The sequence below is a fragment of the Hydrogenophaga luteola genome (genome assembly GCF_042648585.1).
GTDB lineage: Bacteria > Pseudomonadota > Gammaproteobacteria > Burkholderiales > Burkholderiaceae_C > Hydrogenophaga > Hydrogenophaga luteola.
In genome coordinates this window covers 126,535-151,894 of record NZ_JBHRXX010000001.1, presented here as the reverse complement: position 1 = coordinate 151,894, position 25,360 = coordinate 126,535, and the positions used below count along the sequence as shown (strand labels likewise).

Sequence of the window (25,360 nt, the reverse complement as noted above, 5' to 3'; positions counted from 1 at the left end):
CCACACCCATGGATTCACCGCTGTCACACCCCCGCCGTCCCGCGTCACCGCCCGCGACCGACTGGTCCGCCAACGTGCCCAGGCGGCGGGCGCTCGTGTGCCTGGCTGGCTCGGCGCTGCTCGCCGCTGGCAGGCCTTCGTGGAGCCAGACTGCCCCTGCTGCCGGCTCCCGGACGCCGGGCGCTGAGCGCCGGCCGCGCCTGGTCACGGTCGGCGGCGGCATCACCGAAGTGGTCTTCGCGCTGGGCGCGCAGGACCTGCTGGTGGGCACCGACACCACCAGCCTCTTTCCCGAAGCCGCGCAGAAGACGCCCAAGGTCGGCTACATGCGCCAGCTCTCCGCCGAGGGCCTGCTGGCCTTGCGGCCGGATGCGCTGGTCGCCGGCACCGACGCCGGCCCGCCGGTGGTGCTGGACCAGATCCGCAGCGCAGGTGTGAGGGTGGAGCTGATCGAGTCCGACCACCGCTGGGACGAGGTGCGGCGCAAGGTGGCGGCCGTGGGCCGTGCCACCGGGCGCGAGGCCGAGGCGCGGGCCCTGCAGGAGCGGCTGGACGCCCGCTGGGCCGCGGTGCAGGACCAGGTGCGACGGGGCAGCCAGGCGCGCCCGCCGCGCGTGCTGTTCGTGCTCTCGCACACCGGCAGCCCGCTGGTCTCGGGCGAGGCCACGGCGGCCGATGCGGTGATCCGGTTCATGGGGGCCACCAATGCGCTGGGCGGCTTCAAGGGCTACCGGCCGATGACGGCCGAGGCCATGGCCCTGGCGGCGCCCGACCTGATCCTCATGACCACCCAGGGGCTGGAGGCCGTGGGCGGGGCCGAGAAGTTCTGGCAGCGGCCCGAGCTTGCGCTCACGCCGGCCTACCGCCAGCGCGCGGGCGGGCGCTCGCTGCTGCACCTCGACGCCCTGGAACTGCTGGGCTTCGGCCCGCGGCTACCGGAGGTGATCCTGACGCTGCACGAACGGGTGGTGATGTCATGAGTGCCGTGCTGCGCACCCCCGATTTGCCGCGTTCGCTCGCCGACTACACCGGCCGCCTGGGCTTCGAGTGCCTGCAGCACGTGCCCGGCGCGCTCGCCCTGCTGCGCCACGGGCCGCTGCAGCTGCAGCTGTGGGCCTGTGCCGCGCCGCCGGGGCGCTTCGAGCGTCTGGGGCCGTCCGACCTGCCGGCGGCGCGCTTCGTGCCCGCACAGCAGAGCGTGGTGGTGCACCGCATCGAGACCCTGTACACCAGCCTGCGGGCGGCGCTGAAGGCCGCCGGCATGGACCCGCTGGCCCGGCTGTCGGTGGGCGGGCCGATGCTGCGGCCCTGGGGCGCGCGCGAGTTCGAGCTGCGCGACCTGCACGGCAACCGCATCCACTGCGTCGACTGGGGTGTCTGCGCCCACGATCCGGCGCTGCTGGCCCGCTTCGAGCTGCTGGACGGTGACTGGCCGGAGGACGCCGGGTGAGCGGCACCGCCGCCCTGCGGGGTCCGGTGCACGAAGGCGCCATGCCGCGCCGCCTCACCGGCCCGGCGCTGCTGGCCGCATTGGCGCTGCTGCTGCTGGCCACCCTGCTCTGGTCTGCCGGCCGTGGCGCCTACGGTCTGCCGTTGTCCGAGCTGCCGGGCGTGATTGCGCGTGCTCTCACCGGCACCGGCGACGCGGTGAGCGAAGGCGCCGACCTGGTCTTCTTCAACATCCGCCTGCCGCGCCTGCTGCTGGGCCTGTGCGCGGGGGCCGCGCTGGGCATGGCCGGGGCGTTGATGCAGGGCCTGTTCCGCAACCCGCTGGCCGACCCCGGTCTGATCGGCGTCAGCAGCGGCGCCGCGCTGGCCGCGGGCGTCACCATCGTGCTGGGTGCCGCCTGGTTCCCCGAGCTGCCGCGTGCCCTGGGCAGCTGGACCCTGGTGTTGATGGCCTTCGGTGGCGGGCTGGGCGTGACGGCGCTGGTCTGGCTGCTCTCGCGCGGCGAGGGCGGCACCCGCGTGGGGCTGATGCTGCTGGCCGGCATCGCGGTCAACGCGCTGGCCGGCGCCGGCCTGGGGCTGCTGAGCTTCCTGGCCAGCGACGAGCAGCTGCGCAGCCTGCAGTTCTGGCTGCTGGGCAGCCTGGGCGGCGCGCGCTGGAGTGCGGTGCAGCTGGTGGCCGCGCTGTCGCTGCTGGCGCTGGCCCTGGGCCTGCCGCTGGCGCGCACGCTCAACGCGCTGGCGCTCGGCGAGGCACAGGCCGTGCTGCTGGGCGTGCCGGTGGAGCGCGTGCAGCGCCGCGTGATCGTGGTCACCGCGCTGGCGGTGGGCGTGGTCACGGCCACCACCGGCATCATCGGATTCATCGGCCTGGTGGCGCCGCACATGGTGCGCCTGGCCGCCGGGCCGGACCACCGCTGGGTGCTGCCCGGCTCGGCCCTGCTGGGCGCCAGCCTGGTGCTGGCGGCCGACGCCGTGGCCCGCACTGTGGCCGCGCCGGCCGAACTGCCGCTGGGCGTGCTCACCGCGCTGGTGGGCGTGCCCTTCTTCCTGTTGCTGCTGCGCGGGGCGCACGGGAGGCGGCTGTGAACCTGCGCCTGCACGAGGCTGCGTCGCTGCACGCAGACCACATTGGCGTCCGGGTGGGGGGGTCCCAGCTGCTCGACGGTGTGTCGCTGCGGCTGTCCCCTGGCGAGGTGGGCGCGGTGCTCGGCCCCAATGGCGCCGGCAAGTCCACGCTGCTGTCGGCGCTGGCCGGGCTGCGTCTGCCCGACGCCGGACAGGTGGTGCTGGGCGGGCGGCCGCTGTCCTCGCTGGCCGCTGCGACGCTGGCGCTCGAACGCGCCGTGCTGCCGCAGGACACCGGCGTGGCCTTCGATTTCAGCGTGCGGGACGTGGTGGAGCTGGGCCGCTACCCGCATCGGATGGCCCCCGCGCGCAACGAGGCCGGCATCGTGCAGGCGGCCATGGCGCTGACCGGCGTGGACCACCTGGCCGGGCGCGCGCTCAACAGCCTCAGCGGCGGCGAGCGGGCGCGGGCGCAGCTGGCGCGCGTGCTGGCGCAGATATGGCACCCGCTGCCCGACGGCCGCCCGCGCTGGCTGCTGCTGGACGAGCCCACTGCCGCCCTGGACCTGCGCCACCAGCACGCCACCATGGCCACGGTGCGGCGCTGGGCGCGCGGGCAGGGCGTGGGCGTGCTCGCGGTGCTGCACGACCCCAACCTGGCCCTGCGCTACGCCGACCGGGTCTGGGTGCTGGACGGGGGGCGGCTGCAGGCCAGCGGTGCCCCGGCGCAGACCCTCACGCCCGCGCTGCTGCAGCGGGTCTGGGGCGTGCGGGCGCGGCCGGTGGTGGACGCCGACGGCTGCGTGCAGCTGCTGATGGCGCCGGGCGAGGATGCAATCAAACACAAGGAGGACGCAGCATGAACAACAGACTGGTGGTGGTGCGGGGGCGCGCGCTCTCGGCGGCGCAGGATCTGGCGCAGGAGCACGTGGCGCTGGTGGGGCGGCTGGGCCGGCTGCAGCAGCGCGTCACCGAACAGCTGAAGGCCGGCGCACGCCGGCAGGCGGCACTGGAGGCCGAGAACCTGCGCCTGCGCTGCGAGCTGGTGCGCATGCGCACGGCGGTGGCCTGGGACCTGCGGCCCGCAGCGCTGCAATCGCCCCCCAGGCCGGGCCCCCGGGCCGTCGCGCCGCGCCTGGACGCAGAGATGCGCGAGGCCCAGGCCGTGATCTGCCAGACCGGCTGTGCCGGCCACGCCCACCCCTGGCTGGAGCCCGACGGGCAATGCCGCCGCACCGGGCAGGCTTGCGACCGGCTGGAGGACGCGGTCGTGTCCACCGCCGCCCGCGGGGCCGGCCCGTCGGATCCCGCTTGACCCTGCCTGCAGTGGTCGCATCGGGTGGCGCCGGGGCGGGGCCCGGCTCACGGGCGCAGGATGGCATCCCGGCCCTGCGGCCATCTGAAAGCCACCCATGAACCCGCCCCACCCCGCGCCAGAAAGCGGCGCCTGGCGCACCGAACACGATTCCATGGGGCCGGTGCGCGTGCCGGCCCAGGCGCTCTACGGTGCACAGACCCAGCGCGCCGTGCTCAACTTTCCGCTCAGCGGCCGGCCTATGCCGGCGGTCTTCGTGCGCGCGCTGCTGCAGCTCAAGGCCGCCGCCGCACAGGCCAATGGCGAGCTGCAGGCCATTCCCGCCGCCGAGGCCAGTGCCATCGACCACGCCTGCGCCGCCTTGCTGGCGCTGGACGACGCGGCGCTGATGCTGCACTTTCCGGTCGACGTCTTCCAGACCGGCTCGGGTACCAGCAGCCACATGAACGCCAACGAGGTGATCGCCACGCTGGCCAGCCGCACGCTGGGCTCACCGGTGCATCCCAACGACCACGTCAACGCCAGCCAGAGCAGCAACGACATGGTGCCCAGCGCCATCCACGTGGCCGCCGCACTGGCCCTGCACCAGCGCCTGCTGCCGGCGCTTGAGCATCTGGTGGCCGTCACTCAGGCCAAGGCCGCGCAGACCCACGCCCACGTCAAGACCGGGCGCACCCACCTCATGGACGCGACGCCGGTGCGCATGGGCCAGGCGCTGGGGGGCTGGGCGGCGCAGCTGGAGGCGGCGGCCGAGCCTCTGCGCGCCGCGAACACCGCGCTGCAGCGGCTCGCGCTGGGTGGCACGGCGGTAGGCACCGGCGTCAACGCCGACCCACGCTTTGCACCGCTGTGCGGCGCCGCGCTGGCACGCGCCACTGGCCTGCCGTTCGCACCGGCCGCCAACCGCTTCGCGCTGATGGGCGCGCAGGACACGGCGGTGGCCACCTCGGGGGCGCTCAAGACACTGGCGGTGGCGCTGATGAAGATCGCCAACGACCTGCGCTGGATGAACTCCGGCCCGCTCGCGGGCCTGGGCGAGATCGAGCTGGAGAGCCTGCAGCCGGGCTCGTCCATCATGCCCGGCAAGGTCAACCCCGTGATCCCGGAGGCCACGGCCATGGTGGCGGCGCAGGTGATCGGCAACGACACCACGATCACCGTTGCCGGGCAGTCGGGCAACTTCGAGCTCAACGTGATGCTGCCGGTGATCGCGCGCAACCTGCTGGAGAGCATCGGCCTGCTGGCGAACGTGATGCCCCTGCTGGCCGACAAGGCGATCGCCGGTTTCAAGGTCAACGAATCGCGGCTGCAGCAGGCGCTGGCGCGCAACCCTATCCTCGTGACGGCGCTCAACCCGCTGATCGGCTACGCCAAGGCCGCCGAGATCGCCAAGCAGGCCTACCGCGAAGGGCGGCCCATCCTGGATGTGGCGGCCGAGCAGACCGACATCCCACGCGAGGAACTGGAACGGCTGCTCGACCCTGCGCGGCTGACCGGAGAGGACTTATAGCCCCCACGCTCCACCGCTGCTCGGGTCGCTGCCCCCCGAGGGGGTGCGAATTCAGCTTGGGGCGGCCCGGCGCTGAATTCCTTGGTCCCCACGCTCCACCGCTGTGTGCCGCGCGGTCTTTCAGGCCATCGCGCGCTCGGGCGCGGCGTGGGCCGTCGGTGCCGCGGCGGTCCGGGCGCTGTCTTGCGCCTGCGTCTGCGCATGGGCCGTCTGGTGCGCCTGCGCCAGGTGCTGCTCGGGGCTGCGCGCCTGCGCCTCGCGCACGCTGAACTCGCTCAGCGGCGCGCCCGCCTGCACCATCGCGATCCGCTCGCCGTCCTTGCTCAGATGAAAGGCGCGCACTTCGCCCCGGTGGGTGTGGGCCTGCGCGTGGCTGACGGCGGCGGCGCTCACGCGGTCGATGCGCTCGTCGTCCAGTCCTCGGGCGCGCAGGCCCGGCGCCAGCTGCTCTGCTGCCAGCGCGTGGTGGCGCTGCTGCTCGGGCGTGAGCGAGGTCTGGCCCGAGCGGGTCGGCGCTGCCTGAGGGTCCTTGGGCCTCAGCTCGGCCGGCAGCTCCGGTGCCTGCAGGCCGCGCTCCTTGTAGACCTCGCGGATCGCACCCAGGTGGCCGATGTCCCGCCACAGTTCGTTGGCCCCCTCCTGCACGCGCCCGGCCTGGCGCTGCTGCGCCAGCGCCTTGGGCCAGCCCTGGTCGACGTTGTTGTGCGAATCCCGGTTCGTATGCAGCGCCTCCAGCGTGCGGCGGCCCTGCGTCACCTCGCCCACGTACTGCCGGTGCTTCTCGGCCAGCTGTGCGTTGCTCAGCGTGCGGTAGTTCTCCAGCGGCTCGTGGGGCAGGGCTCGCGGGTACTTCTCGTGCACCGCGTCGCTGTAGGCGCCGCGCACCGCATCCAGGGGCTTCTTGCCGGCGTCGATGTGGCGGGCCAGGGCCTCGTTCACATCGTCCTTGTCCACCTTGGGAAAGCGCGCATGCATCTGCTCCCAGGCCTTGTCGATGCCGGCGCGGCCTTCGAAGTAGCGGCCGTTGCGCTCGGCTTCCTTGCCGAAGGCGGCGCTGGCCGCATCCAGCCGGGTCTGCAGGCGCGCGCGCTCGGCCGGGTCGGTGGCGTGCTGCAGATCGTGCTTGAGGCCATTGACCTGGCGCAGCAGGCGGCCCTCCTTGGAGATGTACTCGTAGCCGAGCGCACCCCCTTTGCCGCCGAGGTACTTGCTGAACTGCTGCACGCGCGAGTCCTCGTAGAGCTTCTCGGCGCCATAGGCGGCGGCGCCCCCGGTGGCCACACCACCGACCACCGGCCCGACCGGCCCGGTGACGGGGCTGGTGAGCGCGCCGGCGGCCGCGCCGGGAATGGCGCCCACCGTGGCCGCCCCACCGGTGACCACGGTCTTGACGGCCTGGTTGGCGGTCTCCTCGCCGCCGCGCACCCACTGCTCGCGGTTGGAGCGCGCGGTGTCGATGGCGGCGTCGACCTGGTGCTTGGCGTCGTAAGCGCCGTAGGCTGTGCCGAGCACGCCGGCGGTTTTGGCGGCGGGACGGATGCCGTGCTGGATGGCGGTGGAGAGGGGCAGCCGGTTGTCGATGGTTTTGACAAGTTCCGCGGGTTCGTAGAGCTTGCGGTTGGGCGTCAGAAACTGCCTTGCGCCGCCGGGTTTGTTGACCTGGCCGTCCAGCTCACTGGTGGGCGCCACCGTGTTGACGAAGACTTCTGTGGGCGCTTTGGGTGTGATCTTGTAGACGTCGTATTGAGGCGATTCGCTGGCGATGGGGAGGGCAAAGTGCCGCGAGAGGTTCTTGCGCTGTTGGATGGCTGCGTCGAGGTCGGCTTCCTTGGCCCAGAAAGGGGAGAAGGAGGAAGGCTGCTGGCCTTTGGGGACGATCTTGACCAATGGGCCGTCGAGCATCTCCATGCGGGGGAGTTCGCGGCCGGAGGTGATCTGTTCGATGGCGCGCTCGCGGAGCTTGTCTATGGAAGCGTCGGGTGCGGCCTCGTTGAGCCTGGTCAGATACTTGATTCCGTCAGGACTATTCAGGTACTTTTTGGCCTCCTCTTCGCTGACGCCCTGGGGCTTGAAGGTCAGCGCTTCCCTGATGGTCTTTTCGTTGTAGCGCCGCTTGAGTTCGTCAGGCGTCAGATCCGGTTCACTCATGACGGAGTGCCTTTCCTGATGTTCTCAATGATGGCGTTGATGTCCTGGTCATCTTGAGACAGCCCCCCTTGCATTTCTATCGCGAACGCCACATAGGCGCCCTCAACGTCTGGATCTTTGTAGTCTCGGTATAGGCCCTCGCCGGAGACAGCCCATCTGGCTGGGATGTCGTGCCGATCAGCGATGGGTGCGTGGACCCTGCCTGCCTTGGCGTCCTCTATCAACGGGCGCATGCTCTCCAGCAGGCCCTGCACCCGCTCCTCGTTCGGATACTGCTGGCACACCCATTCAAGGCGCTCGGCGGCGGCCTTGAGCTTGGCGGGGTCGATCTTCTGTGTCATGGTGGCTTCCCTGGAAACGGTTGTTGTGAACGACAGGTCGGGATGTTCCCACACCCCGGAGCCACCCGGTTCAACTGCTTGCGGTCTGCAGCAACCATCCTTGGACCGCTTGGTCCGGCTCAGCCGTTCAGGCCAGCGGCACCCAGTGGTTGTCGAGCTGCAGCGGCGCGGATGTGGCCCGGGCTTCGCCCTGGTCGCCGAGCACGCCGGTGGCGCCGCCCAGCCACCAGTGGCCTTGGCGGCTGGCCAGGGCGCAAGCCTCGCGGTGCGCCAGTGCGCTTTGCCAGACACCGCGAGCGTCGTACAGCGCAAGCTGGTTCACGCGCGGGCAGCTGACGGCGAAGCCGCCACCGGGCCAGGCGCAGATGTCGCCGCCGTAGCCGGCCACCGGCGGCTGGCCCTCGGCGGCGCGTAGCGCGCGGCCGTCCCATACCGCGAGCACCGGCGCGCCGGCCTTGTCGGTGGCCTGCGGGTGCTCGGCCTGCAGTGCGATGCCCAGCGTGCCCGAGACGGTGTCGAAGGCCAGGTGGCGCAGGCTCAGGAACGGGTCGGCCAGGCGCCACTGGCCCAGCAACTCCCCGGTGCCGGGGTGCAGCGCGACCAGGGACGAATCCATGCGCCCGAGTTCGCGCTTGCTGCGCCCGGTTTCGGGCAGCGTGGGAATGCCGCCATTGGCCACCATCAGCGTGCCGGCAGGCAGATCGCCCACCGCCTGCGGCAGCGCCAGCAACTGGTGCGGGTCCATGCCGTGCGTGGCCCACTCGCCGGTCTTCTCCAGCGAGCGCGCATCGCGCACGCCGATGCGGCCCATCGCGGTGTCGAGGTCGGTCTCGGTGGTCCAGAGCGTGGCGCTGTCGGCGCGCGCGATCACGTGGCCGTTGAAGCGCCGGTCTTCACCGATCCAGTGCCACTGTGTGCGACCTGTCGCCGGGTGCCAGCGCAACAGCCAGTCGCCCGGCCGCCGCGCGACCGCGAGCACCGATCCGCCCGCCTCGGCCCACAGCCCGTGCGCCCGCGTGGGCACCGCGAGCGACCGCTGCACCGACCACGGCGTGTCACCGACCGCCAGCAGCCCGATGCGCTGCTCATCCTGCTGCTGCCAGGCCGCGAGCAGGGTGGCGTCGGCACCTGCAGCATGCACAGATGGCACCAGCACAGCGCCCACGCCCAACAGACACAGCCGCCGGCGCGAGATGCCTGCTTCCAGCGGCCACCGCGGAACCGGCTTCGCCGGGCCGCCAGTGGCGTCCCCCCTCAGGGGGGAAGACGCCGAAGGCGGCGCAGGGGGGATCCTTTTAGTCTCCGTCCGCATCCGAGAACCCGAGCGGCACGTCCAGCGCAGCCGCCACCTCCGTCTGGAACAGCGTGGTCACGCCCTTGAGTGTTTTCGACAGCGCCATCAGCTCCTTCTCGCCCGCCTTCGCGGGCAGCGCAGCGATGGCGGCGTCGGCGCGGTCCAGCGCCTGGCCCCAGCGCTGCGCCAGCGCGATCTGGCCCTTGCCCATGAGCAGGGCCTCGATGGGCACCAGGCCCTGGCCCGGCTGCGGCGGCTGTGCGCGCTGCGCAGCGGTCAGGCGCGCCTGCGTGCGCAGCGCCTGCCACTGCGCGCGCCATTCAGCGGCGTTGTCGGCGGCAGCCAGACGCGCGAACTCGGGCGCATGGCCTTGGCCGGCCGTGCGGGCCTTCTGCAACGGCTGCTCGATGTGGGCCCAGCGCAGGCGCTCCAGGCCGCCCAGCCACTGGTTGATCCATTCGGCGAAGGCGCTGCGGGCGGCGTCCTCGTCGCTGGTCCAGTCGCGCGCGGCGAGCGCATCGAAGCCCGTGCGCAGCGCGACCGCCTCGACCTCGATGCCGTCGGCCAGCAGCACGAGATACGGGCAGTGGGCCGGCGAGGGTCGGGCGGCCAGCAACTGCTCCATCGCCGGAAAACCCTTGGCCGGCGTGCCGACGGATTCCATGTCGGCCAGCGTCTGCGGCGCGCGCTCCAGCGCCTTGGCCAGCAGCGCCGGCCGCGTGGGCCAGAAGTCGATCTGCCGCTGCGCGCGGCGCTCGATCACCGGGCCCAGCGCGGGGCTGGACAGGGTCTGCCACGACAGCAGGGCCCGGCGCCAGGCGTCCTTCAGCGCCGCGGTGGCGGCGGGCCCGGCGCAGTGCCGGCGCGCGGCGGTGCTCAGGGCTTTGGCCTGGGTCTCGAAATCGCGCGCCAGCGGAGGCAGGTGCTGTGCGTACAGGCCCTGCAGCGCGTCCTCGCCGCTGTAGTAGGGGAAGGCGAGCGCGCCACCGGTCTGCGCTTGCGCGCCTCCAACCAGCAAGCACATGCCAGCCAAGGTGGCACGCATCCAGCGCACACCGCGGAACCGGCTTGGCCGGGCCGCTGGTGTGGTCCTCCTCCCGCCGAAGGCGAGAGAGGGGGAAGCCGCGAAGCGACGCAGGGGGTGTGTGCTCATAGTGAGTTCACGAACGCGACCAGCGCGTCGCGGTCCTGCTTCGAAAACTTCAGCACCTGCTCTTTCGAGCGCTGCGCCTCGCCGCCATGCCAGAGCACGGCTTCGAGCACGCCGTTGGCGCGACCGTCGTGCAGCAGGCGCTGGTGGCCATTCACGTCCCGGAACAGACCCACGCCCCAGAGCGGCGGCGTTTTCCACTGCCGGCCGCTGGCCTGGAAGTCGGGCCGGCCGTCGGCCAGTCCCTCGCCCATGTCGTGCAGCAGCAGGTCGGTGTAGGGCCAGATGCGCTGGCCGGCCACCTTGGGGCTGGTCAGGCGCGGAAACAGCGGCTCGCCGGTCACATAGCTCGGGCGGTGGCAGGTGGCGCACTGGGCCTGGGCGAACAGCGCCTGGCCGCGCAGCACCTGCGGGTCGTCGGGCTTGCGGCGCGCCGCCGGGGCCAGGGTGGCGGCGTAGAACACCACGTCGCCCAGGGTCTGGTCGTCGATCTCGGGCACCTGCGCGCTGGCCTGCGACGAGGGCATCAGCCCGTCGTGGCCGGTGCGTTTGCCGCCGCCGTGCGGTGCGGCCAGACAATCCTTCTGCGCGGGCGTGCAGGCCTCGCGCCAGTTGACGCTGCTGGTGATGCCCATGTCGCCCAGGAAGGCCCCGGCGCTCTGGTGCGCCAGGCTGCCGGTGTTGGCCTTCCAGCCGAAGCGGCCGATCACCTCCTTCTGCGCGAAGGCGTCCCAGACGCGGTTGGGCTGGCCCTTGATGGGGCCGGGTGCGGCGGCCTGCTCGCGCGCATTGGCCAGGATCTCGCTCTCGGGAATCGCTTCCAGCAGGCCCAGGCCAGCCATGTGCGGCGCGATGCGCGGGCTGACCATCACGTCCTTGGCCATGGGGCCGTAGCCGAGGTCGGTGAAGCTGTAGACGGGTTGGTGCAGCGTGTAGCGCGTGCCGTCGGCGAAGCGGCCGTGCACCGGCGTGCTGCGGATGCGCACCGTGCCCTCGGCTTTCACGCCCTGGATCGCGGCGTTGTTGAACTGGTCACCGTAGGTCGGCTCGGGCACCACGCCGTCGTGCGGCGCGGGCGTGCCGGGCACCGAGAGGCGGAACAGCAGCGCGACCGTCGGGTCGGGCTCGGGGCCGAGCGTCTTCTTCCAGTCGGGCGGTGCGCCGCGGCCGTCCATCACGTGGCAGCCGGCGCAGGAGCGCGCGATGAAGTGCGGGCCCAGGCCGTCGCGCGCCGTGGTGGACGCGGGGGCCTCGACCCAGTTGCGCTTGAAGAAGGAGTTGCCGATGGCAAAGCGCGTGCGCTCGGCGTCGTCCAGGTTGGCCAGCGGGAAGGAAAACGAGTTCTTGCCCGTGGTGTGCACGGTGGTGGCACCGCCGGTGAATTCGCCCAGTGGGTCCGGGTCGGCATCGGCGGCGGCGGGCCCGATCAGGGCCCAGACCGCCGCGCCGATGGCGGCGGCCCCCATGGCTGGCGCGAAGCGCTTGGCTGTGGGAAGGAGGTTCATGAGGGATCAGGGCTCCACGAGGGTCAGCTTGGCGATGCCGACGGCCGAGGCGGATTCCACCAGCAGCTTGGACTGCGACACCAGGCTGGCGATGGTCTTCTCGATGGCGGGGCGGCCGGCCGAGCCTTTGACGATGGCGCGGTCGAACGGCGCCGGAATGGCTTCCGCACCCTTCACCGAGTCGGCGATCTGGGCCGTGGTCTTCTCGGCCAGGGCCGGGTTCTTCGCGGCCACCAGGTCGCGCACGCCCGGGCCCTTGAGCACGCTGCCGTCGCGGCGCGTGTACTCGCCGGTCCACACGTTCTGGATGCCCTTGGCGTTGGTCACCACGTCGCGGTGGGTGTTGTCGGAGAAGCAGGAATGTTCGTCTTCCTGGTCCTGCGAGTTCAGCGCCACTTCCATGCGCTCGCCCGAGAGTTCACCGCGCGAGAGCGAGCCCAGGCCGACGATGATCTTGCGCACCGACTCCTTGCCGCCCTTCTCGAACTTCGCGCGGTAGTTCTTGGCGTTCGGCTCCCAGGCCTTGGTCACGGCCGTCAGGTCGTCGATCAGCAGCTCGGTCGCCACGGTGAGGTACTGCGCGCGGCGCTCGGCGTTGGCGCCTTTGCCCACCACATAGTCTTCAAACGAGCGGTTGCCCGGGCCGGTCTCGCTCTGGTCCTGGCCCCAGAGCAGGAACTCGATGGCGTGCCATCCGGCGCTGATGTTCTCCTCGCCGCCGCGTTCGTTGGCCTTGGCCAGCGCGGCCTTGGTGATCTTGAACTTGGCGTTGTTGACCATGCCGGCGTTGGGCTTGCCGGTCACGTAGTCCACATAGGCCTCGTCCAGCGGCCAGGCATTGATCTGGCCCTCGGGGCCCTTGTCGTCGTCGATGGGGCCGCCGTAGAAGCGGAAGGCCTCGGTCTGGCCGTAGAACTCGCGCGCCTCCAGCCAGGCCTTGCGGGCCTTGGTCAGACCGTCGGCCGACGGCGCCTTGGTGAACTCGGCGATGGCGGCCTGCAGGTCCTTGGCGGCGGCCAGGGTGTCGGCGTAGTTGGCGTGCACCAGGGCGGCGTAGTGGGCGGCCACGGCCTTGTGGTCGACGGCTGCGGCCGCCGCGGCCGCGGGTGCGGCGGTCTGGGCGTGGGCCGGCAGCGAAGCGGCGGTCAGGGAAGCCAGGGCCAGCACGGCGGCGGCGACGGTGTGCAGTTTCATCGGTGGTTGCTCCAGTTGAAAGTAAATGAGAACGATTCTATTTTAGATGTGTTCGGTGGGGATGCTGACCACCGACCGGACTTGATGCAGATCAAGCTTTCAGAACCGGGCCTGCAGGCTCAGCGACACGTTGCGTGCCTCCCCCAGGTTGCCGGCCGACCAGCCGCCGCCCGCCCAGTACTTCTTGTTGAACAGGTTGTAGACGTTGCCCAGCAGCGTGAGCGCCTGGCCGCGGACCGAGAAGTCGTAGGCGAACCCGGCGTTGACCACCGTGCGGGCCGGGATCTGCAGGGTGTTGGCGTCGGTGGTGTAGGACGCCCCGGCGTAGCGGGCGGTGCCGTGCAGCTTCAGTCCCCGCACGGCCGGCACCAGGTACTGGACGTTGGCCGCCACCTGCCACCTGGGAGCAAACGACGGCGCATGGCCCTGGAGCGCGGCGTTGTCGATGGAGACCTTGTCGATGGTGGCGTCCAGATAGACCGCCGACAGGCCGACGCTCAGGGCCTTGCCCAGCGGGTAGGCGCCATCGAGTTCCAGGCCCTGGTAGACCAGCCGGCCGTCCTGTGTCAGGTGGCGTTCGCCGCCCCGCAGGGCGTCGATCTGGTTGGCGCGCTCGACGCGGAACAGCGCCGCGGCGTAGTCGACACCACCGTGCTCGTGTTTGGCGCCGATCTCGTACTGCTTGGACACCGTGGCCTTGAGCAGCTCGCCAGCGTTGGCGTAGGGCGGGCTGACGCGGGTGCCGGGCTCCAGCCCCTCCACATAGCTGCCATAGAGGCTGGTGTGGGCGTCGGGTTTGTGGATCAGGGCCAGGGTGGGGCTGGCGTTGCTGATCCGGTAGGCAGAGTCGATGGCCGGGTCACCGTCGAGGTCCTTGATGCGGTAGCGCGTGAACCGCAGCCCGGCGATGGCCTGCCAGCGCTCGTTGAAGTGCAGCGTGTCGCTGGCAAAGGCATAGGTCTGGCGCGTGTCGGAGCTCACCGGCAACAGCGCGAAGTCGGGCGTGCGGATGGAGCGGTAGGTCTGCTCGCGGTAGAGGTTGCCGTCGAAGTCGTTCGACCAGTAGAACTCGCTGGCCCAGCGGTCGCGGCTGGCCTGCACGCCAGCCCCGGCCACCAGCTCGTGCTTCATGCCCGCTGCCTGCACCGTGCCCTGCAGCACCGCCTGAGAAAACACGTTGTCCAGCTGGCCGGCGAAGTTGTACATCGCGCCGGTGTAGTCGCCCGCGCGGTTGAGCAGGTTGGCAAAGGCCTTGTTGGACCGGTGGTCCTTGCGCGAGAAGCCCAGCTGGGTCTTCAGCGTCCATTGGTCGTCGATCTTCCAGTCGATGCCGGTGGACGCCAGCAGGGTCTTGGTCTCGTAGTAGGCGTTGTCGACGTTGAGCTGGTCGTAGTCGTAGGTGACCGCGGGCAGCTGCCCGCCGCTGCCCACGTGGTCGTAGGCTTCGAGGTACAGCTGGATGGGCTCGGCCTGGTTGCGGCTGTCCTCGTAGGCCAGCGTGCTGCGCCACTGGACCGAGCTGCTCAGGGCCTGGTCGAGCGCGAGGGACGCGACCGTGCGGTCGATCTTCGCGGCGTTGTAGGCCGTGCCGTTCTCGGTGGCGACATTGGCCCGCAGGGCGGTGTCTTCCGAGAGCCGCCGGCTGGTGTCCAGGTGCACCGAGGCCAGGCCCGGGTTGCGGTAGCCCAGCTGCACCATGGTCTCGTTGTCGGCCTTGGGTCGCTTGAGCTGGTAGCTCAGCGCGCCGCCGGGTTCGCCGAAGCCGTACGTGAAGCCGGTCAGGCCCTTGAGGGCGGTGACGCTCTCGGTGATCTCGGTCGGGAAGTCGCCGCCCCAGTAGAGCAGCATCGGGATGTCGTCGATGTAGGTGTTGCGCACCGGCAGGCCGCGGATCTGCGTACCCCACCAGTCGGTCGCGAAGGAGTTGGTCGGGGTCGAGACGGCGGCGTCCTTCGCGAAGATCTGGCCGATCGACTTGGCGCCGCGTTCGGCGATGTCGTCGCTGTCCACCGTGGCCACCGAGAACGGTGTGTCCAGCAGCTTCTTGTCGCCCAGCGCGCCGGTGCTGCTGCGCTTCGACAGGTAGCCCAGCGGGGAGGCCGGGCCGATGGCCTTGGCGGTGACCCTCACCTCGGGCAAGGCCGCGTCGGAGCTCGGGGCCCTGGGCGCAGCAGGCTGGATGCTGACCGCCTTGCCGTCCACCGTGGCCGTCAGGCCGCTGCCGGCCAGCAGGCGGTCCAGCGCCTGGCGAGCGGTGAGAGGGCCGGCGACAGCGGGGGCGGTCTTGCCCGCCACCAGCGATTGCTGCACGACCAGTTGTGCGCCGGCCTGGCGCGCCCAGGCGTTGAGCGCCTCGCCCAGTGGCTGGGCGGGCAGGCTGATGGGGATGGGCGCGGCATCGGGCGCCAAGCTGGCGCCCTGCGCCCAGAGGGCGCCGGAGGCGAAGACCAGGGACAGGGCGAGGGCCAGCGGGGCGGGCCGGGGGGTGAAGCGGTGCATGGGAACTCCAACGACGGATTGAGAAAAGCGGTCGTTCCGGTAGACGCACCAGCCGCGGTGTTGCCGGAGTGGGCGTTCAACTTTTTTTTGCGTGGCCGGTGACCGCCGGTCAGTGCGCCGGCTTCAGGTGCACGCCGGTGGGCCCGGGAACCAGCCGCAGCGGCAGCGCCGCCGTCAGCAGACGGCGGGTGGTGGTGGCGTTGTGCGGGTCGAAGGTACCGCTCAGCCGCAGGCCGGCCACAGCGGGGTCGACCGACGCGATGCCCTGGGGTGCATAGCGCTCCAGCTCGGCCAGTGCTTGCCCCAGCGGCTGGTTGTCGAAGCTCAGCAGGCGTTCGCGCCAGGGTGCCGCGCCCCCGGGTGGCAAGCGCTCCACCGACCGCAGCCGGCCCGCGGTGTCAAAGACCGCCAGCTGATCGGCCTCCAGCAGCAGCGGCTGCCACGGTGCCGCCACACCATCGCCAGCGGCCACGCGCACGCGCCCGTGTTCGACCGCCACCTCCACCCCGTCGCGCCCGGGCACCTCCGGAGTGAGCCGCACCGAGAACCGCGTGCCCACCACGGTCACGTTCACCGTGTCGGCGCGCACGTTAAACGGCCGTGCGCTGTCGGGCGCCACGTCGAAGAAGGCTTGACCCTGCAGCAGCCGCACGTGGCGGTGGCCGCGGTGGAAGGCGACCTCGATCCGCGTGCCGGTGTCCAGCCGCAGCTGGCTGCCGTCCGGCAGGGTCAGCCGCTGCTGCTGGCCGCGCCGGGTGCTGAAAGCCTGCTGGTACAGGGGCAGCGCCCGCCAGTGCGCCCAGCCGACCCAGCCGCCCAGGCAGGCCAGACCGCCCACGCTCAGCATGGAGGTGATGGCGTGCCGGCGCGACGACGCGCGGCCCGGCAGGGCCTGCGCGCAGGCGCGCATGGCGACCTCCAGGTGCGATTCCACCGTCTTCACGCTCACCCCCATGGTCTGCGCCACCTCGGCGCGGCTCAGGCCATCGATCTTGGCCAGCACAAAGGCTTCGCGCGCCCGCGGCGGCAGGGCGGCCAGGGTCTGTTCGAGCCGCTGCAGGCGCTGGCGGCCGTCGAGGATGACCTCGGGCTGGTGGGTGTCGGGGCCCGCGTGCTCGTCGCGTTCGGGGTCCACCGGGTTGAACGCCACGGCTTCGCGGACGTTGCTTCGTCGGTGGTGGTCGGTCAGCAGGTTGCGCGCCGTGGTGTAGAGCAGCGCGCGCGGCTCCATCACCGGGCGGGCGCCGGCGACCGAATACACGCGCGCAAAACTCTCCTGCGTCAGGTCGGCCGCGAGGTCGCGGTTGCCCACCCGCCGGGTGAGGAAGTTCAGCAGTTCCGGGTAGTGCTGCTCAAACACGTGTGTGCGGAATGGAGCTGGCGTCCGTTCGGGGCTGCGGCTGCCACGCGGCGTGTCACGGCCGCGAACCCTTCGCCCAGAGTTGGCGCAGAGCAATCCACGCAGGCACTGCCAGACCCAGGGCGGCCAGCGCATCCCCCCAGTCGTCGGACGTCAGCCCGGCCAACAGGCCCACGATGGTCAACAGCCCGATGGCCAACGGCCAGAGAAACACCTTCCAAAGGCTCATGACGCTCTTCCTTCCCCCAGCGGTTGTCCTTGTGCCGGCTCCGGCAGATCAGGTGCCTCGGAGAGCCGCTGCCGCGATGACGTCCGGCGACGCTGCAGCCACAGGTAGAGCCCGCTGCCCAGCACGAAGATGGTGATGACATCCAGCACGGCCCACAGGATCTGCATCGGCCGCCCGCCGTAGTCGCCGAAGTGCAGCGGCTGCGAGACCAGAAGCCCGGTCACATACCACGGCAGGTCCAGTCGTGCGGTCACTTCAAGACTTTGCACATCCACCAGCACCGGCTTGAACAGTCGCGCAGTCAGGGGCTCGGTGCCGCGCATGAACACGGCAAAGTGGTGCGGGCTGGACAGTTGCGTGCCGGGGAAGGCGACGAACGCGAGCTTCATGTCGGGCTCAGCCGCCTGGGCCACCGCCGTGGCTGCCTGCAGCGAACCATGGCGTGTCGGCGGGGGCGCGCTCTTGTAGGGCGCGAGCACCGAGCCAAGCTGGTCGAATTGCCAGAGCTTGATCACCAGATCGGCCCAGGTGTTGATGACACCGGTGAAGCCCACCACCAGCGCCCAGCTGAGCGTGACCACGCCCAGCAGGTTGTGCAGGTCCAGCCATTTCAGGCGGGCGGAGCGGTCGCGCCGCACCGTGCCGAAGGGCAGTTTGCGCATGAACGGTGCATACAGAACCACTCCGGAGACGATGGCGATCACCATCAGCAGGCCCATGAGGCCCAGAAACAGCTTGCCCGGCAGGCCGGCGAACAGGTCCACGTGCAGCTTGAACATCACGTAGATGAAGCCCTCTTCGGCCGGCGGTTCGCCCAGCGCCTCGCCGGTGCGGGCGTCGACCACCACCATGCGTGTACCTTCCTGCGCCAGCGGCTCGGGAGCGAACCCGACGAGCCAGGTGTCGGGCTCGTCGGGTTCCTGGAACGCGAACGTGGGCACGAGATCGGGTGCGCGCGCCTGGGCACTGGCCAGCACCTTGTCCATCGACGCCATCGGGGTTCCGGGAGGCATCTCCGGCGCTTCCACCTCGGTACCCAGCAGGTGCCCGATTTCGTGGTGGAAGATCAGTGGCAGGCCGGTCAGGCACAACAGCAGCATGAACACGGTGCAGATCAGGCTGCTCCAGGTGTGCAGCCAGGTCCAGATGCGCAGGGTGCGGGGTGTCATGGCGGATCACTCGCTTGGGTTGTCGGTCGGCCGGTTAAGGCTCAGAAATCCAGTCTCAGCTTCACGCCCACAGTGCGTGGTGCGTTGACGTAGGCCTGGTTGAGTGCTGTGAACCGGCTGGTCTGCACCAGCTTGTCGAACAGGTTGTTGATGTAGCCGGTCAGGGTCGCGGACTTGCCAATGCGGTACTGGGCCTGCACATTGGTGAGCACGTAGCTGTCCAGACGGTCCTCCGGCAGGTTGTCGAAGTCGGTGAACCGTTTGCCCACGTAGGACACGTTGCCACCGAGGGTCAGGCCGGCGACCACTTCCACACTGGCGCCGAGGCTGGCACTCACCCTGGGGGACAGACCCAGTTCGTTGCCGTTGCGGTGGTTGTTCGCCGCCGATCCAAAGTCGACGATCTCGGTATCCAGCAGGCCCAGCGCCGCCGTGAGCCGGGTCTTGCGGTCGGGCTGGTAGGCGAGGTCGACCTCCAGCCCGCGGGTCCGGGCTTTGGCGATGTTGAGGTAGATGCCGTCGTTGGGACCCCCAGGACCGACGCCGCTGGCCTGTGCGTTCTTCAGATTGGTGAAGAAGAGATTGGCATTGGCGGTGAGCTTGCGGTCCAGCCACTGCGTTCGGGCCACCAGTTCGATGGTGTCCGAGGTTTCCTTGCGGTAGGTGTAGGGCGTGAAGCTCACGAAGCTCACACCACCGCCGCTGGCGTTGTAGCCCTGGTAGGCCAGCAGGCTGAGGGAGGCGTCCGGGCTCTGGTGGAAGGTGGCGCCGATCTTGGGCAGGAAGACCGTGTTCTTCTCGTTGAAGTCGTAGGTCAGCAATCCGTTGAACGCGGAGAAGTCGCGCTTCTGGCGATCGTTCTGGTAGCGCATCGCAGCGATCAGGTCCCATTGCTTGTCCAGCTCGATCGTGGCGTCGGTGTACAGCGAGCGGCTGCTGGCCTGGTCGTCGGCCGTCAGGGCGAAGACAGACCCCGGTTGTCCGATGTCTTCGCGGTCCCGGTCCTTGAAGAAGGCTCCGAAGACGGCACCGGTGCGGCTGCTGCCCGACTTGAAAACGAACTTGGGCTCGAACGCTGTTTCCGTGGACTTGAACTGGAAGTCCAGGAATGCGGAGGGATCGGGCTGGCCCACCACCGGTGGTCCGAAGTTGGTGTCGGCCTTCTGCTGCGAAAGCACCGCATCGAAGCTCCAGCCCTGGCCCAGCTCGTACACCGAGTTGAGTGCCACCACGTCGTTGACGGAATCGAAGTAGCCATAGCTGGTGCTCACAACCTCGCGGCGTGCCGAGTTGGACGCCAGGTCGCGGGTGTATGGGTTGCGCCGGTCCTCGCGTTCCATGGTCAGCTTGAGCAGCAGGTCGTCGGTGGGCACGAAAAGCGCCTTGAAGCGGTAGCGACCGTACTTGATGCGGCCCATCTCATCCCGGTCGGCGGCGGTCAGGCCCGTCCCCTGAAAGCCCGAGTAGTCGATGTAGTTTTTGCCATCGATGGTCTCGCCGGTGAAGCGCAGGGCGACTTTGTCGTTGATGACCTTGTTGACCATGAAGGCTGCTTCGTAGGTGGTCTGCTCGGAGTGCACGCCCGCTTGTATGGCGGCTTCGTCCTTGAAACGGGGGTCGTTGGTGGTCTGGACGATGGCACCGGCCATCGAGTTCTGGCCGAGCTGTGTGGACTGGGCACCCCGGTAGAACTCCAGCTGCGACATGTCCCAGAAGCTGCCCTGACCGTCCGGGGTGGCGCCATAGGTGCGTGCCACGCCGTCGATGTAGTTGGAGACGCGCGGACTGGCGCCAGTCACCGCGCCACCGCCACCGGTGGCCACGCCATTGCCGTCCAGGCCACGGACTGTGGGCAGGAAGCCTTCGGACTGCTGGGCCACGTTCGGGATCCGGCCCAGGTACTGAGGGACTCCCGAGAGGCCCAGGGTGTCCTGCTCGGACACCACTGTGATGCTTTGTGTGGTCTGTTGCTGCCGCTGCGACCGCTTGGTGCCGGTGACCACCACCTCGGGAAGCTGTGCCGGTGCCTCTGCAGCGGAAGGGGGATTGTCCGGCGTTCCAGACAGGGTCTGCGCCTGCGCGAGCGTGGCGGTCATCAGCAGCGCGACGGCGATGCTGATGGGGGTGAGGGTCCATCGTGTCATAGGGAACAACTCCGTGGTGTCGACTAAAAGAACAGGCCGCTGGGGCCGAGGGGCGAAGCCGGTGGTGCTCAAGAGGGGAGGCGCTCTACAGCAATCACGATGCGACTTTGTTCGTCGGTCGGAATCCCCAGCAGGGTGAGCCACTGCTGCAGCCACTGGGCTGCACGGGTGTCGCCGACCGGTTCGCAGCCACCGTCCCGAACCAGTTCCACGCGCGGGAGGTTGGCTTGAGTCGCCGACATGGGCGCGCGGTAGTACAGCCGCCTCTCGCCAGTTGTGGACACCCTGACCACCAGGCCAACCCGCTCCAGGTCCGACAGGGCGTGCGCGATGCTGCTGACGTTGAGCGAGCGCCGCGAAGCCATCGCGAGTCGGTACAGGTCTTCGCAGCACCGCGGCTGACCTTCGGCATTCAGCATCAGGCCCAGTACGGTCTGCCGGCCGATGGTGGGGCGCAGGCCCGCGTCCCGTAGGCGGGCGCCGATATCCGGCGGCCTCATTGGAGCGTGGAGTGCAGGTCGCCCGCCCACGGCGCCAGCCACCGGGGCCGGCGGCTGAGCACCATGGCCACGCCGACCGCGCTGCCGGCCAGCAGCATGGTCCACACCAGCACCGCCATCGACGGCCGGTCGGCCGACAGACAGGCCAGCAGCGAGAGCAGCAAGGCCGCGGCGCCCAGGGCCCGCAGCCGCCGGCGCGGGCCCTGCGCCTCGTCCGCGTGCCGGTGCATCACCTGGCCCCAGTGCACCTCCATCGCCAGCGCAAGCCAGGCCATGCCGCTGAAGCTCAGCGCCGCGGCCAGCAGCAGCCACAAGGCTTCAGACATGGGCCACCTCCGCCACCGCATCGCTGCCTGCCGGGGCGGCTGGCGCGCGAGGCGCCGCCTGCTCGCGCCGGGCCAGCTGGCGCGCGGCCCAGGTCGCCACCCACGCGCAGGCCAGCAGGCTCAGGTCCACGCCGGCCACGGCCCAGTAGGTCTCGGTGAACACGGTCTTGACCAGGTGGTCGCCGGTGGTGATCGCGTTGAGCACCACGGCCGCCACGGCCAGCACCGCGATGGCCCAGCACTGCTCGCGCCAGGCCGGGTTCATGCGCGCCCGAGCCACCGGGGCGCTGCGCACCAGCGCGTGCGCCAGCGCCAGGGCCCAGAGCCCGAAGAAGGCGGTCTTTTCCCAGTCGCCCTTGCCCGCCAGGTCGGGCGGCAGCAGGCGGTTGGCCACCAGCATGCCGATGGCGGCGATCACCATGCCGGTGACCGTGGTCACGGCCAGCGCGTCGACCACGCGGCTGCCCTGCCCGCCCGCTTTCGCGTGCTGCTGCTTGCGTTTCTCGACGAAGAAGACGAAGCCGGTGGCGATGCAGACGCAGCCCAGCAGGCCGCCCAACACATAGAGCCAGCGCAGGAACCAGTGTTCGAAGTGCTGCAGGTGCAGGCCGGTGAGGAACTCGTTGATTTCAGACACGGCGCTGCGGGGCGGGTCCTCGCGCAGCAGTTCACCGGTGCTGCCCTTGAAGTGGATGCCCTCGCCCACCAGCGCCACGCGGTCGCTGCCGGCGCGGTAGACGCTGACGTAGCTGTTGGCGTCGCCCACGTGGTGCACCATCAGGAAGCCCACCTCGCCCGCCATGTCGCGCGCGGCCCAGCGGCGTTTGGCCTCGGCCACCATCGCGTCCACCGAGGCCAGCGGCGCAGGCACACCGGCGGCCTGGTGTGGCAGGCCGGTTTCCTGGGCCTCCATCACCTCGTGGCGGTCGTGCAGGCCCTTGAGCTGGAACTGCGAGACCGGCAGGAAGTAGAAGGCCGCAAAGATCACCAGGCCGGTGAAGGCGAAGAAGAAGTGGAACGGCAGCGCGACCACGCCCGTCATGTTGTGCAGGTCCAGCGCGCTGCGCTGGGTGTGCTTCTTCGGCCGGAAGGTGAAGAACTCGCGGAAGATCTTGCGGTGGATCACCACGCCGCTGACCAGTGCGGCCAGCATCACCAGCGCGGCCAGACCGACGAGAAAGATGCCCAGGTTCTTCCACTGCCAGTTCAGGCTGTAGTGCATGGGGTAGAACCAGTCGCTGCCGATCTTGAGCTGGTCGGCGCGCACCACGGTGCCGCTGCGCGGGTCGATGGTGGTCTCGCCGTGGATGTGGTTGTGGCCGTCCGGGTCCTTGGCCAGCGGCACCTTGAAGCCGACGCCCATGCGCAGCACCGGGTCGCGGTGGGTGGTGTAGGCCCAGTACTCGTCGGCCGGCAGCTCCAGGCGCGGCGTCATCGGGCCTTTGGCCGGGTCGTGCAGCGTGGCCATGTTGGCCGCGTAGTCGGCGGCGTCGGGTTCGATCTTCCTGAACGCCGGCAGCAGCAGTTCGTCGAACGAGGGCATGGGCTGCGGGTCGAAGCGCGTCTGCGGAATCGCCCAGCGGTCGATCTCGCGGTCGAACACCGAGAGCGAGCCGAAGAAGAACACCACGACCAGCACAAAGCCGATCACCAGGCCGAACCAGGTGTGCAGCCAGGCCATGGACTGCCGGAAGTTCTGGAACATGGGGTTTCCTTTCAGGACAGGATGGCGCGCTGGAGGGCCCAGGCGGTGGCGAACAGCAGGGCCGCGCCCCCGGCCAGCACGGCCCAGACGCGGGCGATGCTGGCGGCGGCGAAGCTCCAGAGGAACAGGCCCAGGAACACCAGGAAGGCGAGCATGAGCACGCCCATCTCGGCGTCGTGGTACTCCACGCCCAGACCCACCAGCGCGGCCACGCCCGCCGCCGCGAAGCCCCATGTGAAGGCGTAGGCGCCGAAGACACCGGCGGTCACGCGGGCGGTGACCGCCGGCCAGCGAAGCGACTTGGCCCGGGCGGTCACAGCTTGTACTCCAGCGTCAGGGCCGCGCTGCGCGGTGCGCCGTAGATGGCGCCGTAGGTCACGGAGCGGATGTACTTCTTGTCCGCCAGGTTCCTGACGTTCAGGCGCAGCGTGGCCTTGTCGGTCAGCTCGTAGGCGGCGAAGGCATCCACCACCACGTAGGCGTCCTGGCGGGCGCCGGCCACCTTGGAGACGCCGGACTGCCAGCGCAGGCCGGAGCCCACGCGCAGCTTGGGCACGGCGGCCACGCGGGTGTCGGCCTGCAGCTTGAGGGTGCGGCGCGGAATCCACTCGTAGATGTCCTTTCCGTCCGGACCCTTCAGGCTCATCGATGTGAAGCCGGCGGACACTTTGGTGTCAGCACCGATGCGGCCGCTGGCCTCGATCTCGAAGCCCTGGGTCTTCACGTCCTTGGGTTCGTAGTAGTCCTGCTGGGTGTTGGTGTTGAAGCCGGCCACGGTGGCCAGTCCGCGTTGTTCGGCGCTGAACAGGGCGAAGGTGGTCAGCAGCTTGCGGTCCAGCCATTCGGCCTTGAGGCCGACCTCGGCGTTGACACCTTTCATGGGCTTGAGGGTGACGCCGTTGTTGTCCACCTGGTCCTGCGCCTGGAAGATGTCGGAGTACGAGGCGTAGGCCAGTGCGTCCGGCGTCAGGTCGTAGGTCAGGCCGACGTAGGGGCTGACTTTCCGGGTGGTCTCGTTGTTGAGCTGGACGCCGCTGCCGTAGATGGCGGTGCCGTCGCGCACCAGCCGGATCGCGTTGATGCCGGCGATGCCCTTGAGGGCATCGGTCAGCTGCAGGCGGCTGGCGGCGTACAGGCGGGTGAGGTTCTGGTCGCCGTCGTTGGAGACGGTCCTGGTGCCCCAGGCCGGCTCGGCGAACACGTCGCCCGCATAGGGGAACGCCGGCAGCACCGGGAAGGTGGCACCCGCGTAGGTCCAGGTCGTGGTCTTCTGCTTCGAATGGCTCAGGCCGAACAGCGCGTCGTGCTGGCGGCCGAAAGCGCCGAACTGACCCGAGAGGTTGACATCGACGATGTCGCTGCTGGAGCTGCTGTCGCTGCGGTAGGGCCAGCCGTAGAGGCCTGTGTTGTCGTCGTTGAGGTAGCCGGTGAAGGTGTAGGCGTAGAACAGTTTGGTGGCGTCTTTTCCCTCGGCGTGGTTGAGGGTGAGCTTGGCCTCCCAGTTGTTCGGCAGCGTGTGGGCGTATTCGGCGAACACGCTCTGCCGGCGGTTGTTCCAGAGGGTCCAGTCCTGCGAGGTGGAGGCCGACACGTCAAACTCTGCCAGCGAGCCGTCGGCGTACGGAAGGGTCAGCGAGCCCCACATCGGCGAGCGCTGCTTCGAGTCCTGGTAGCTCAGGCCCAGTGTCAGCACACCGTTGAGCCCGATCTGTCCCTCGACGATGGCCGAGAGGGCGGTGCGCTCGGTGCCCAGTGCACGCAGGTAGGAGTCCTTGTCGTCGTGTGCCACCACCAGCCGGCCGGCCCACAGGCCGTCCTTGGACAGCACCTTGTTGTAGTCCAGCGCCACGCGCTTCTGGCCGAAGGAACCCATGGTCAGCTGCGCCTCGCCACCGTCTTTGCTGGTGGGGCGCTTGCGCACGTAGTTGATGGTGCCCGAGGCCGTGCCCACACCCGTGAGCAGGCCGTTGGCGCCCCGGATCAGTTCGATCTTCTCGAACAGGTAGGTGTCCATCTGGCTCTCGGCGATGCCCCAGTCGTTGGTCATGCCCAGGCCGTCGATCTGCGTGAGCATGATGTCGAAGCCGCGCGTGCTGTAGGACGTGCGGTTGGTCTCCCACTCGTCCACCGTCAGGCCGGTGCCGAAGCGCAGCGCGTCGTTGGCGTCCGTGGCGCCGAAGTCGCGCAAGGTCTCCTTGTCGATGGTGCTGATCGATTGCGGCGTGTCCTTGACCTCCATGGGCAGGTTGGTCGCGCCCTTGGAGACGCGGTTCTCCCGCTTGGCCTTGATCACGACCGTGGACAGTTCGGGCTCCGGCGTGGTGGTGGTGCCATCGGTGCCGGTCCCAGCGGACTGGGCGCTGGCCGGGGCGCTGGCAAGGAAGCCGCTGGCGAGCAGGGCCGCGGCGATGGCCACGGAGCGGTGGGGTGGTTGTGTTGTTTGAGCCATGGTGT

Annotated in this window: 22 protein-coding genes; 6 read left to right on the top strand and 16 right to left on the bottom strand. The window is 70.0% G+C overall.

The genetic code is table 11. The features are described 5' to 3' along the window. The first annotated feature begins 8 nt into the window (after nucleotides 1–8). From ACFOPI_RS00665 to ACFOPI_RS00640, 6 genes are all read left to right on the top strand, one after another. Entirely contained in the window at nucleotides 9–980 is a 972-nt protein-coding gene (locus ACFOPI_RS00665) for a heme/hemin ABC transporter substrate-binding protein (protein ID WP_382169745.1), read from the top strand. Then, nucleotides 977–1,450 carry a hypothetical protein gene (locus ACFOPI_RS00660; RefSeq protein ID WP_382169743.1) on the top strand — a complete coding sequence of 158 codons (474 nt, stop codon included), beginning with the start codon at nucleotides 977–979 and terminating at the stop codon, nucleotides 1,448–1,450. The genes ACFOPI_RS00665 and ACFOPI_RS00660 overlap by 4 nt, the downstream gene beginning before the upstream one ends. A gap of 41 nt (nucleotides 1,451–1,491) precedes the next feature. Continuing rightward, entirely contained in the window at nucleotides 1,492–2,538 is a 1,047-nt protein-coding gene (locus ACFOPI_RS00655) for a FecCD family ABC transporter permease (RefSeq protein ID WP_382170920.1), read from the top strand. Nucleotides 2,539–2,540: 2 nt separating this feature from the next. After that, nucleotides 2,541–3,380 carry a heme ABC transporter ATP-binding protein gene (locus tag ACFOPI_RS00650; protein ID WP_382170917.1) on the top strand — a complete coding sequence of 280 codons (840 nt, stop codon included), beginning with the start codon at nucleotides 2,541–2,543 and terminating at the stop codon, nucleotides 3,378–3,380. Next, nucleotides 3,377–3,832, top strand: coding sequence for a hypothetical protein (locus ACFOPI_RS00645; RefSeq protein ID WP_382169741.1), 456 nt, complete (start codon nucleotides 3,377–3,379; stop codon nucleotides 3,830–3,832). The genes ACFOPI_RS00650 and ACFOPI_RS00645 overlap by 4 nt, the downstream gene beginning before the upstream one ends. 97 nt (nucleotides 3,833–3,929) lie before the next feature. Then, a complete protein-coding gene (locus ACFOPI_RS00640) occupies nucleotides 3,930–5,342 on the top strand; it encodes a class II fumarate hydratase (RefSeq protein WP_382169739.1) in 1,413 nt (470 codons plus the stop codon). Between the two features lie 120 nt (nucleotides 5,343–5,462). Here ACFOPI_RS00640 and ACFOPI_RS00635 read toward each other — a convergent pair whose 3' ends face one another. From ACFOPI_RS00635 to ACFOPI_RS00560, 16 genes are all read right to left on the bottom strand, one after another. Beyond that, a complete protein-coding gene (locus tag ACFOPI_RS00635; protein ID WP_382169737.1) occupies nucleotides 5,463–7,490 on the bottom strand; it encodes a hypothetical protein in 2,028 nt (675 codons plus the stop codon). Next, nucleotides 7,487–7,831, bottom strand: a complete 345-nt coding sequence (locus ACFOPI_RS00630) for a hypothetical protein (protein ID WP_382169736.1) — start codon at nucleotides 7,829–7,831, stop codon at nucleotides 7,487–7,489. The genes ACFOPI_RS00635 and ACFOPI_RS00630 overlap by 4 nt, the downstream gene beginning before the upstream one ends. Nucleotides 7,832–7,958: 127 nt before the next feature. Beyond that, nucleotides 7,959–8,972, bottom strand: a complete 1,014-nt coding sequence (locus tag ACFOPI_RS00625) for a DUF1513 domain-containing protein (protein ID WP_382169734.1) — start codon at nucleotides 8,970–8,972, stop codon at nucleotides 7,959–7,961. Nucleotides 8,973–9,126: 154 nt separating this feature from the next. Beyond that, nucleotides 9,127–10,170 carry an imelysin family protein gene (locus ACFOPI_RS00620; RefSeq protein ID WP_382169732.1) on the bottom strand — a complete coding sequence of 348 codons (1,044 nt, stop codon included), beginning with the start codon at nucleotides 10,168–10,170 and terminating at the stop codon, nucleotides 9,127–9,129. Between the two features lie 104 nt (nucleotides 10,171–10,274). Beyond that, nucleotides 10,275–11,780 carry a di-heme oxidoreductase family protein gene (locus tag ACFOPI_RS00615; protein WP_382169730.1) on the bottom strand — a complete coding sequence of 502 codons (1,506 nt, stop codon included), beginning with the start codon at nucleotides 11,778–11,780 and terminating at the stop codon, nucleotides 10,275–10,277. A gap of 6 nt (nucleotides 11,781–11,786) precedes the next feature. Further along, nucleotides 11,787–12,974, bottom strand: coding sequence for an imelysin family protein (locus ACFOPI_RS00610; protein WP_382169728.1), 1,188 nt, complete (start codon nucleotides 12,972–12,974; stop codon nucleotides 11,787–11,789). A 99-nt stretch (nucleotides 12,975–13,073) separates the two neighbouring features. Beyond that, nucleotides 13,074–15,473: a TonB-dependent siderophore receptor gene (locus ACFOPI_RS00605; RefSeq protein ID WP_382169727.1), complete on the bottom strand. Its 2,400-nt coding sequence runs from the start codon at nucleotides 15,471–15,473 to the stop codon at nucleotides 13,074–13,076. Nucleotides 15,474–15,582: 109 nt separating this feature from the next. Then, nucleotides 15,583–16,833 carry a sigma-70 family RNA polymerase sigma factor gene (locus ACFOPI_RS00600; RefSeq protein ID WP_382169725.1) on the bottom strand — a complete coding sequence of 417 codons (1,251 nt, stop codon included), beginning with the start codon at nucleotides 16,831–16,833 and terminating at the stop codon, nucleotides 15,583–15,585. A 55-nt stretch (nucleotides 16,834–16,888) separates the two neighbouring features. Further along, a complete protein-coding gene (locus ACFOPI_RS00595) occupies nucleotides 16,889–17,062 on the bottom strand; it encodes a hypothetical protein (RefSeq protein WP_382169723.1) in 174 nt (57 codons plus the stop codon). Continuing rightward, nucleotides 17,059–18,231, bottom strand: coding sequence for a PepSY-associated TM helix domain-containing protein (locus ACFOPI_RS00590; RefSeq protein ID WP_382169721.1), 1,173 nt, complete (start codon nucleotides 18,229–18,231; stop codon nucleotides 17,059–17,061). Before ACFOPI_RS00590 ends, ACFOPI_RS00595 begins: the two co-directional genes overlap by 4 nt. 41 nt (nucleotides 18,232–18,272) lie before the next feature. Next, nucleotides 18,273–20,375 (bottom strand): TonB-dependent receptor, encoded by a 2,103-nt coding sequence (locus ACFOPI_RS00585; RefSeq protein WP_382169719.1) that lies wholly within the window; start codon nucleotides 20,373–20,375, stop codon nucleotides 18,273–18,275. 68 nt (nucleotides 20,376–20,443) lie between these two features. After that, nucleotides 20,444–20,875: a hypothetical protein gene (locus tag ACFOPI_RS00580; RefSeq protein WP_382169716.1), complete on the bottom strand. Its 432-nt coding sequence runs from the start codon at nucleotides 20,873–20,875 to the stop codon at nucleotides 20,444–20,446. Continuing rightward, a complete protein-coding gene (locus tag ACFOPI_RS00575; protein WP_382169714.1) occupies nucleotides 20,872–21,201 on the bottom strand; it encodes a DUF3325 family protein in 330 nt (109 codons plus the stop codon). Before ACFOPI_RS00575 ends, ACFOPI_RS00580 begins: the two co-directional genes overlap by 4 nt. Next, complete coding sequence (locus tag ACFOPI_RS00570) at nucleotides 21,194–22,906, bottom strand: PepSY-associated TM helix domain-containing protein (RefSeq protein WP_382169712.1); 1,713 nt, start codon at nucleotides 22,904–22,906, stop codon at nucleotides 21,194–21,196. Before ACFOPI_RS00570 ends, ACFOPI_RS00575 begins: the two co-directional genes overlap by 8 nt. 11 nt (nucleotides 22,907–22,917) lie before the next feature. Next, nucleotides 22,918–23,223, bottom strand: coding sequence for an iron uptake protein (locus ACFOPI_RS00565; protein WP_382169710.1), 306 nt, complete (start codon nucleotides 23,221–23,223; stop codon nucleotides 22,918–22,920). Further along, entirely contained in the window at nucleotides 23,220–25,355 is a 2,136-nt protein-coding gene (locus tag ACFOPI_RS00560) for a TonB-dependent siderophore receptor (protein WP_382169709.1), read from the bottom strand. Before ACFOPI_RS00560 ends, ACFOPI_RS00565 begins: the two co-directional genes overlap by 4 nt. Between the last annotated feature and the right edge of the window lie 5 nt (nucleotides 25,356–25,360).

Bases quoted from the DNA above. Each gene is read 5' to 3' on its own strand.
- ACFOPI_RS00665 (WP_382169745.1), top strand. From the start codon at position 9: ATGGATTCACCGCTGTCACACCCCCGCCGTCCCGCGTCACCGCCCGCG.
- ACFOPI_RS00585 (WP_382169719.1), bottom strand. From the start codon at position 20,375: ATGACACGATGGACCCTCACCCCCATCAGCATCGCCGTCGCGCTGCTG.
- ACFOPI_RS00655 (WP_382170920.1), top strand. From the start codon at position 1,492: ATGCCGCGCCGCCTCACCGGCCCGGCGCTGCTGGCCGCATTGGCGCTG.
- ACFOPI_RS00630 (WP_382169736.1), bottom strand. From the start codon at position 7,831: ATGACACAGAAGATCGACCCCGCCAAGCTCAAGGCCGCCGCCGAGCGC.
- ACFOPI_RS00570 (WP_382169712.1), bottom strand. From the start codon at position 22,906: ATGTTCCAGAACTTCCGGCAGTCCATGGCCTGGCTGCACACCTGGTTC.
- ACFOPI_RS00645 (WP_382169741.1), top strand. From the start codon at position 3,377: ATGAACAACAGACTGGTGGTGGTGCGGGGGCGCGCGCTCTCGGCGGCG.
- ACFOPI_RS00580 (WP_382169716.1), bottom strand. From the start codon at position 20,875: ATGAGGCCGCCGGATATCGGCGCCCGCCTACGGGACGCGGGCCTGCGC.
- ACFOPI_RS00635 (WP_382169737.1), bottom strand. From the start codon at position 7,490: ATGAGTGAACCGGATCTGACGCCTGACGAACTCAAGCGGCGCTACAAC.
- ACFOPI_RS00590 (WP_382169721.1), bottom strand. From the start codon at position 18,231: ATGACACCCCGCACCCTGCGCATCTGGACCTGGCTGCACACCTGGAGC.
- ACFOPI_RS00620 (WP_382169732.1), bottom strand. From the start codon at position 10,170: ATGCGTGCCACCTTGGCTGGCATGTGCTTGCTGGTTGGAGGCGCGCAA.
- ACFOPI_RS00660 (WP_382169743.1), top strand. From the start codon at position 977: ATGAGTGCCGTGCTGCGCACCCCCGATTTGCCGCGTTCGCTCGCCGAC.
- ACFOPI_RS00610 (WP_382169728.1), bottom strand. From the start codon at position 12,974: ATGAAACTGCACACCGTCGCCGCCGCCGTGCTGGCCCTGGCTTCCCTG.
- ACFOPI_RS00605 (WP_382169727.1), bottom strand. From the start codon at position 15,473: ATGCACCGCTTCACCCCCCGGCCCGCCCCGCTGGCCCTCGCCCTGTCC.
- ACFOPI_RS00595 (WP_382169723.1), bottom strand. From the start codon at position 17,062: ATGAGCCTTTGGAAGGTGTTTCTCTGGCCGTTGGCCATCGGGCTGTTG.
- ACFOPI_RS00640 (WP_382169739.1), top strand. From the start codon at position 3,930: ATGAACCCGCCCCACCCCGCGCCAGAAAGCGGCGCCTGGCGCACCGAA.
- ACFOPI_RS00575 (WP_382169714.1), bottom strand. From the start codon at position 21,201: ATGTCTGAAGCCTTGTGGCTGCTGCTGGCCGCGGCGCTGAGCTTCAGC.
- ACFOPI_RS00560 (WP_382169709.1), bottom strand. From the start codon at position 25,355: ATGGCTCAAACAACACAACCACCCCACCGCTCCGTGGCCATCGCCGCG.
- ACFOPI_RS00615 (WP_382169730.1), bottom strand. From the start codon at position 11,780: ATGAACCTCCTTCCCACAGCCAAGCGCTTCGCGCCAGCCATGGGGGCC.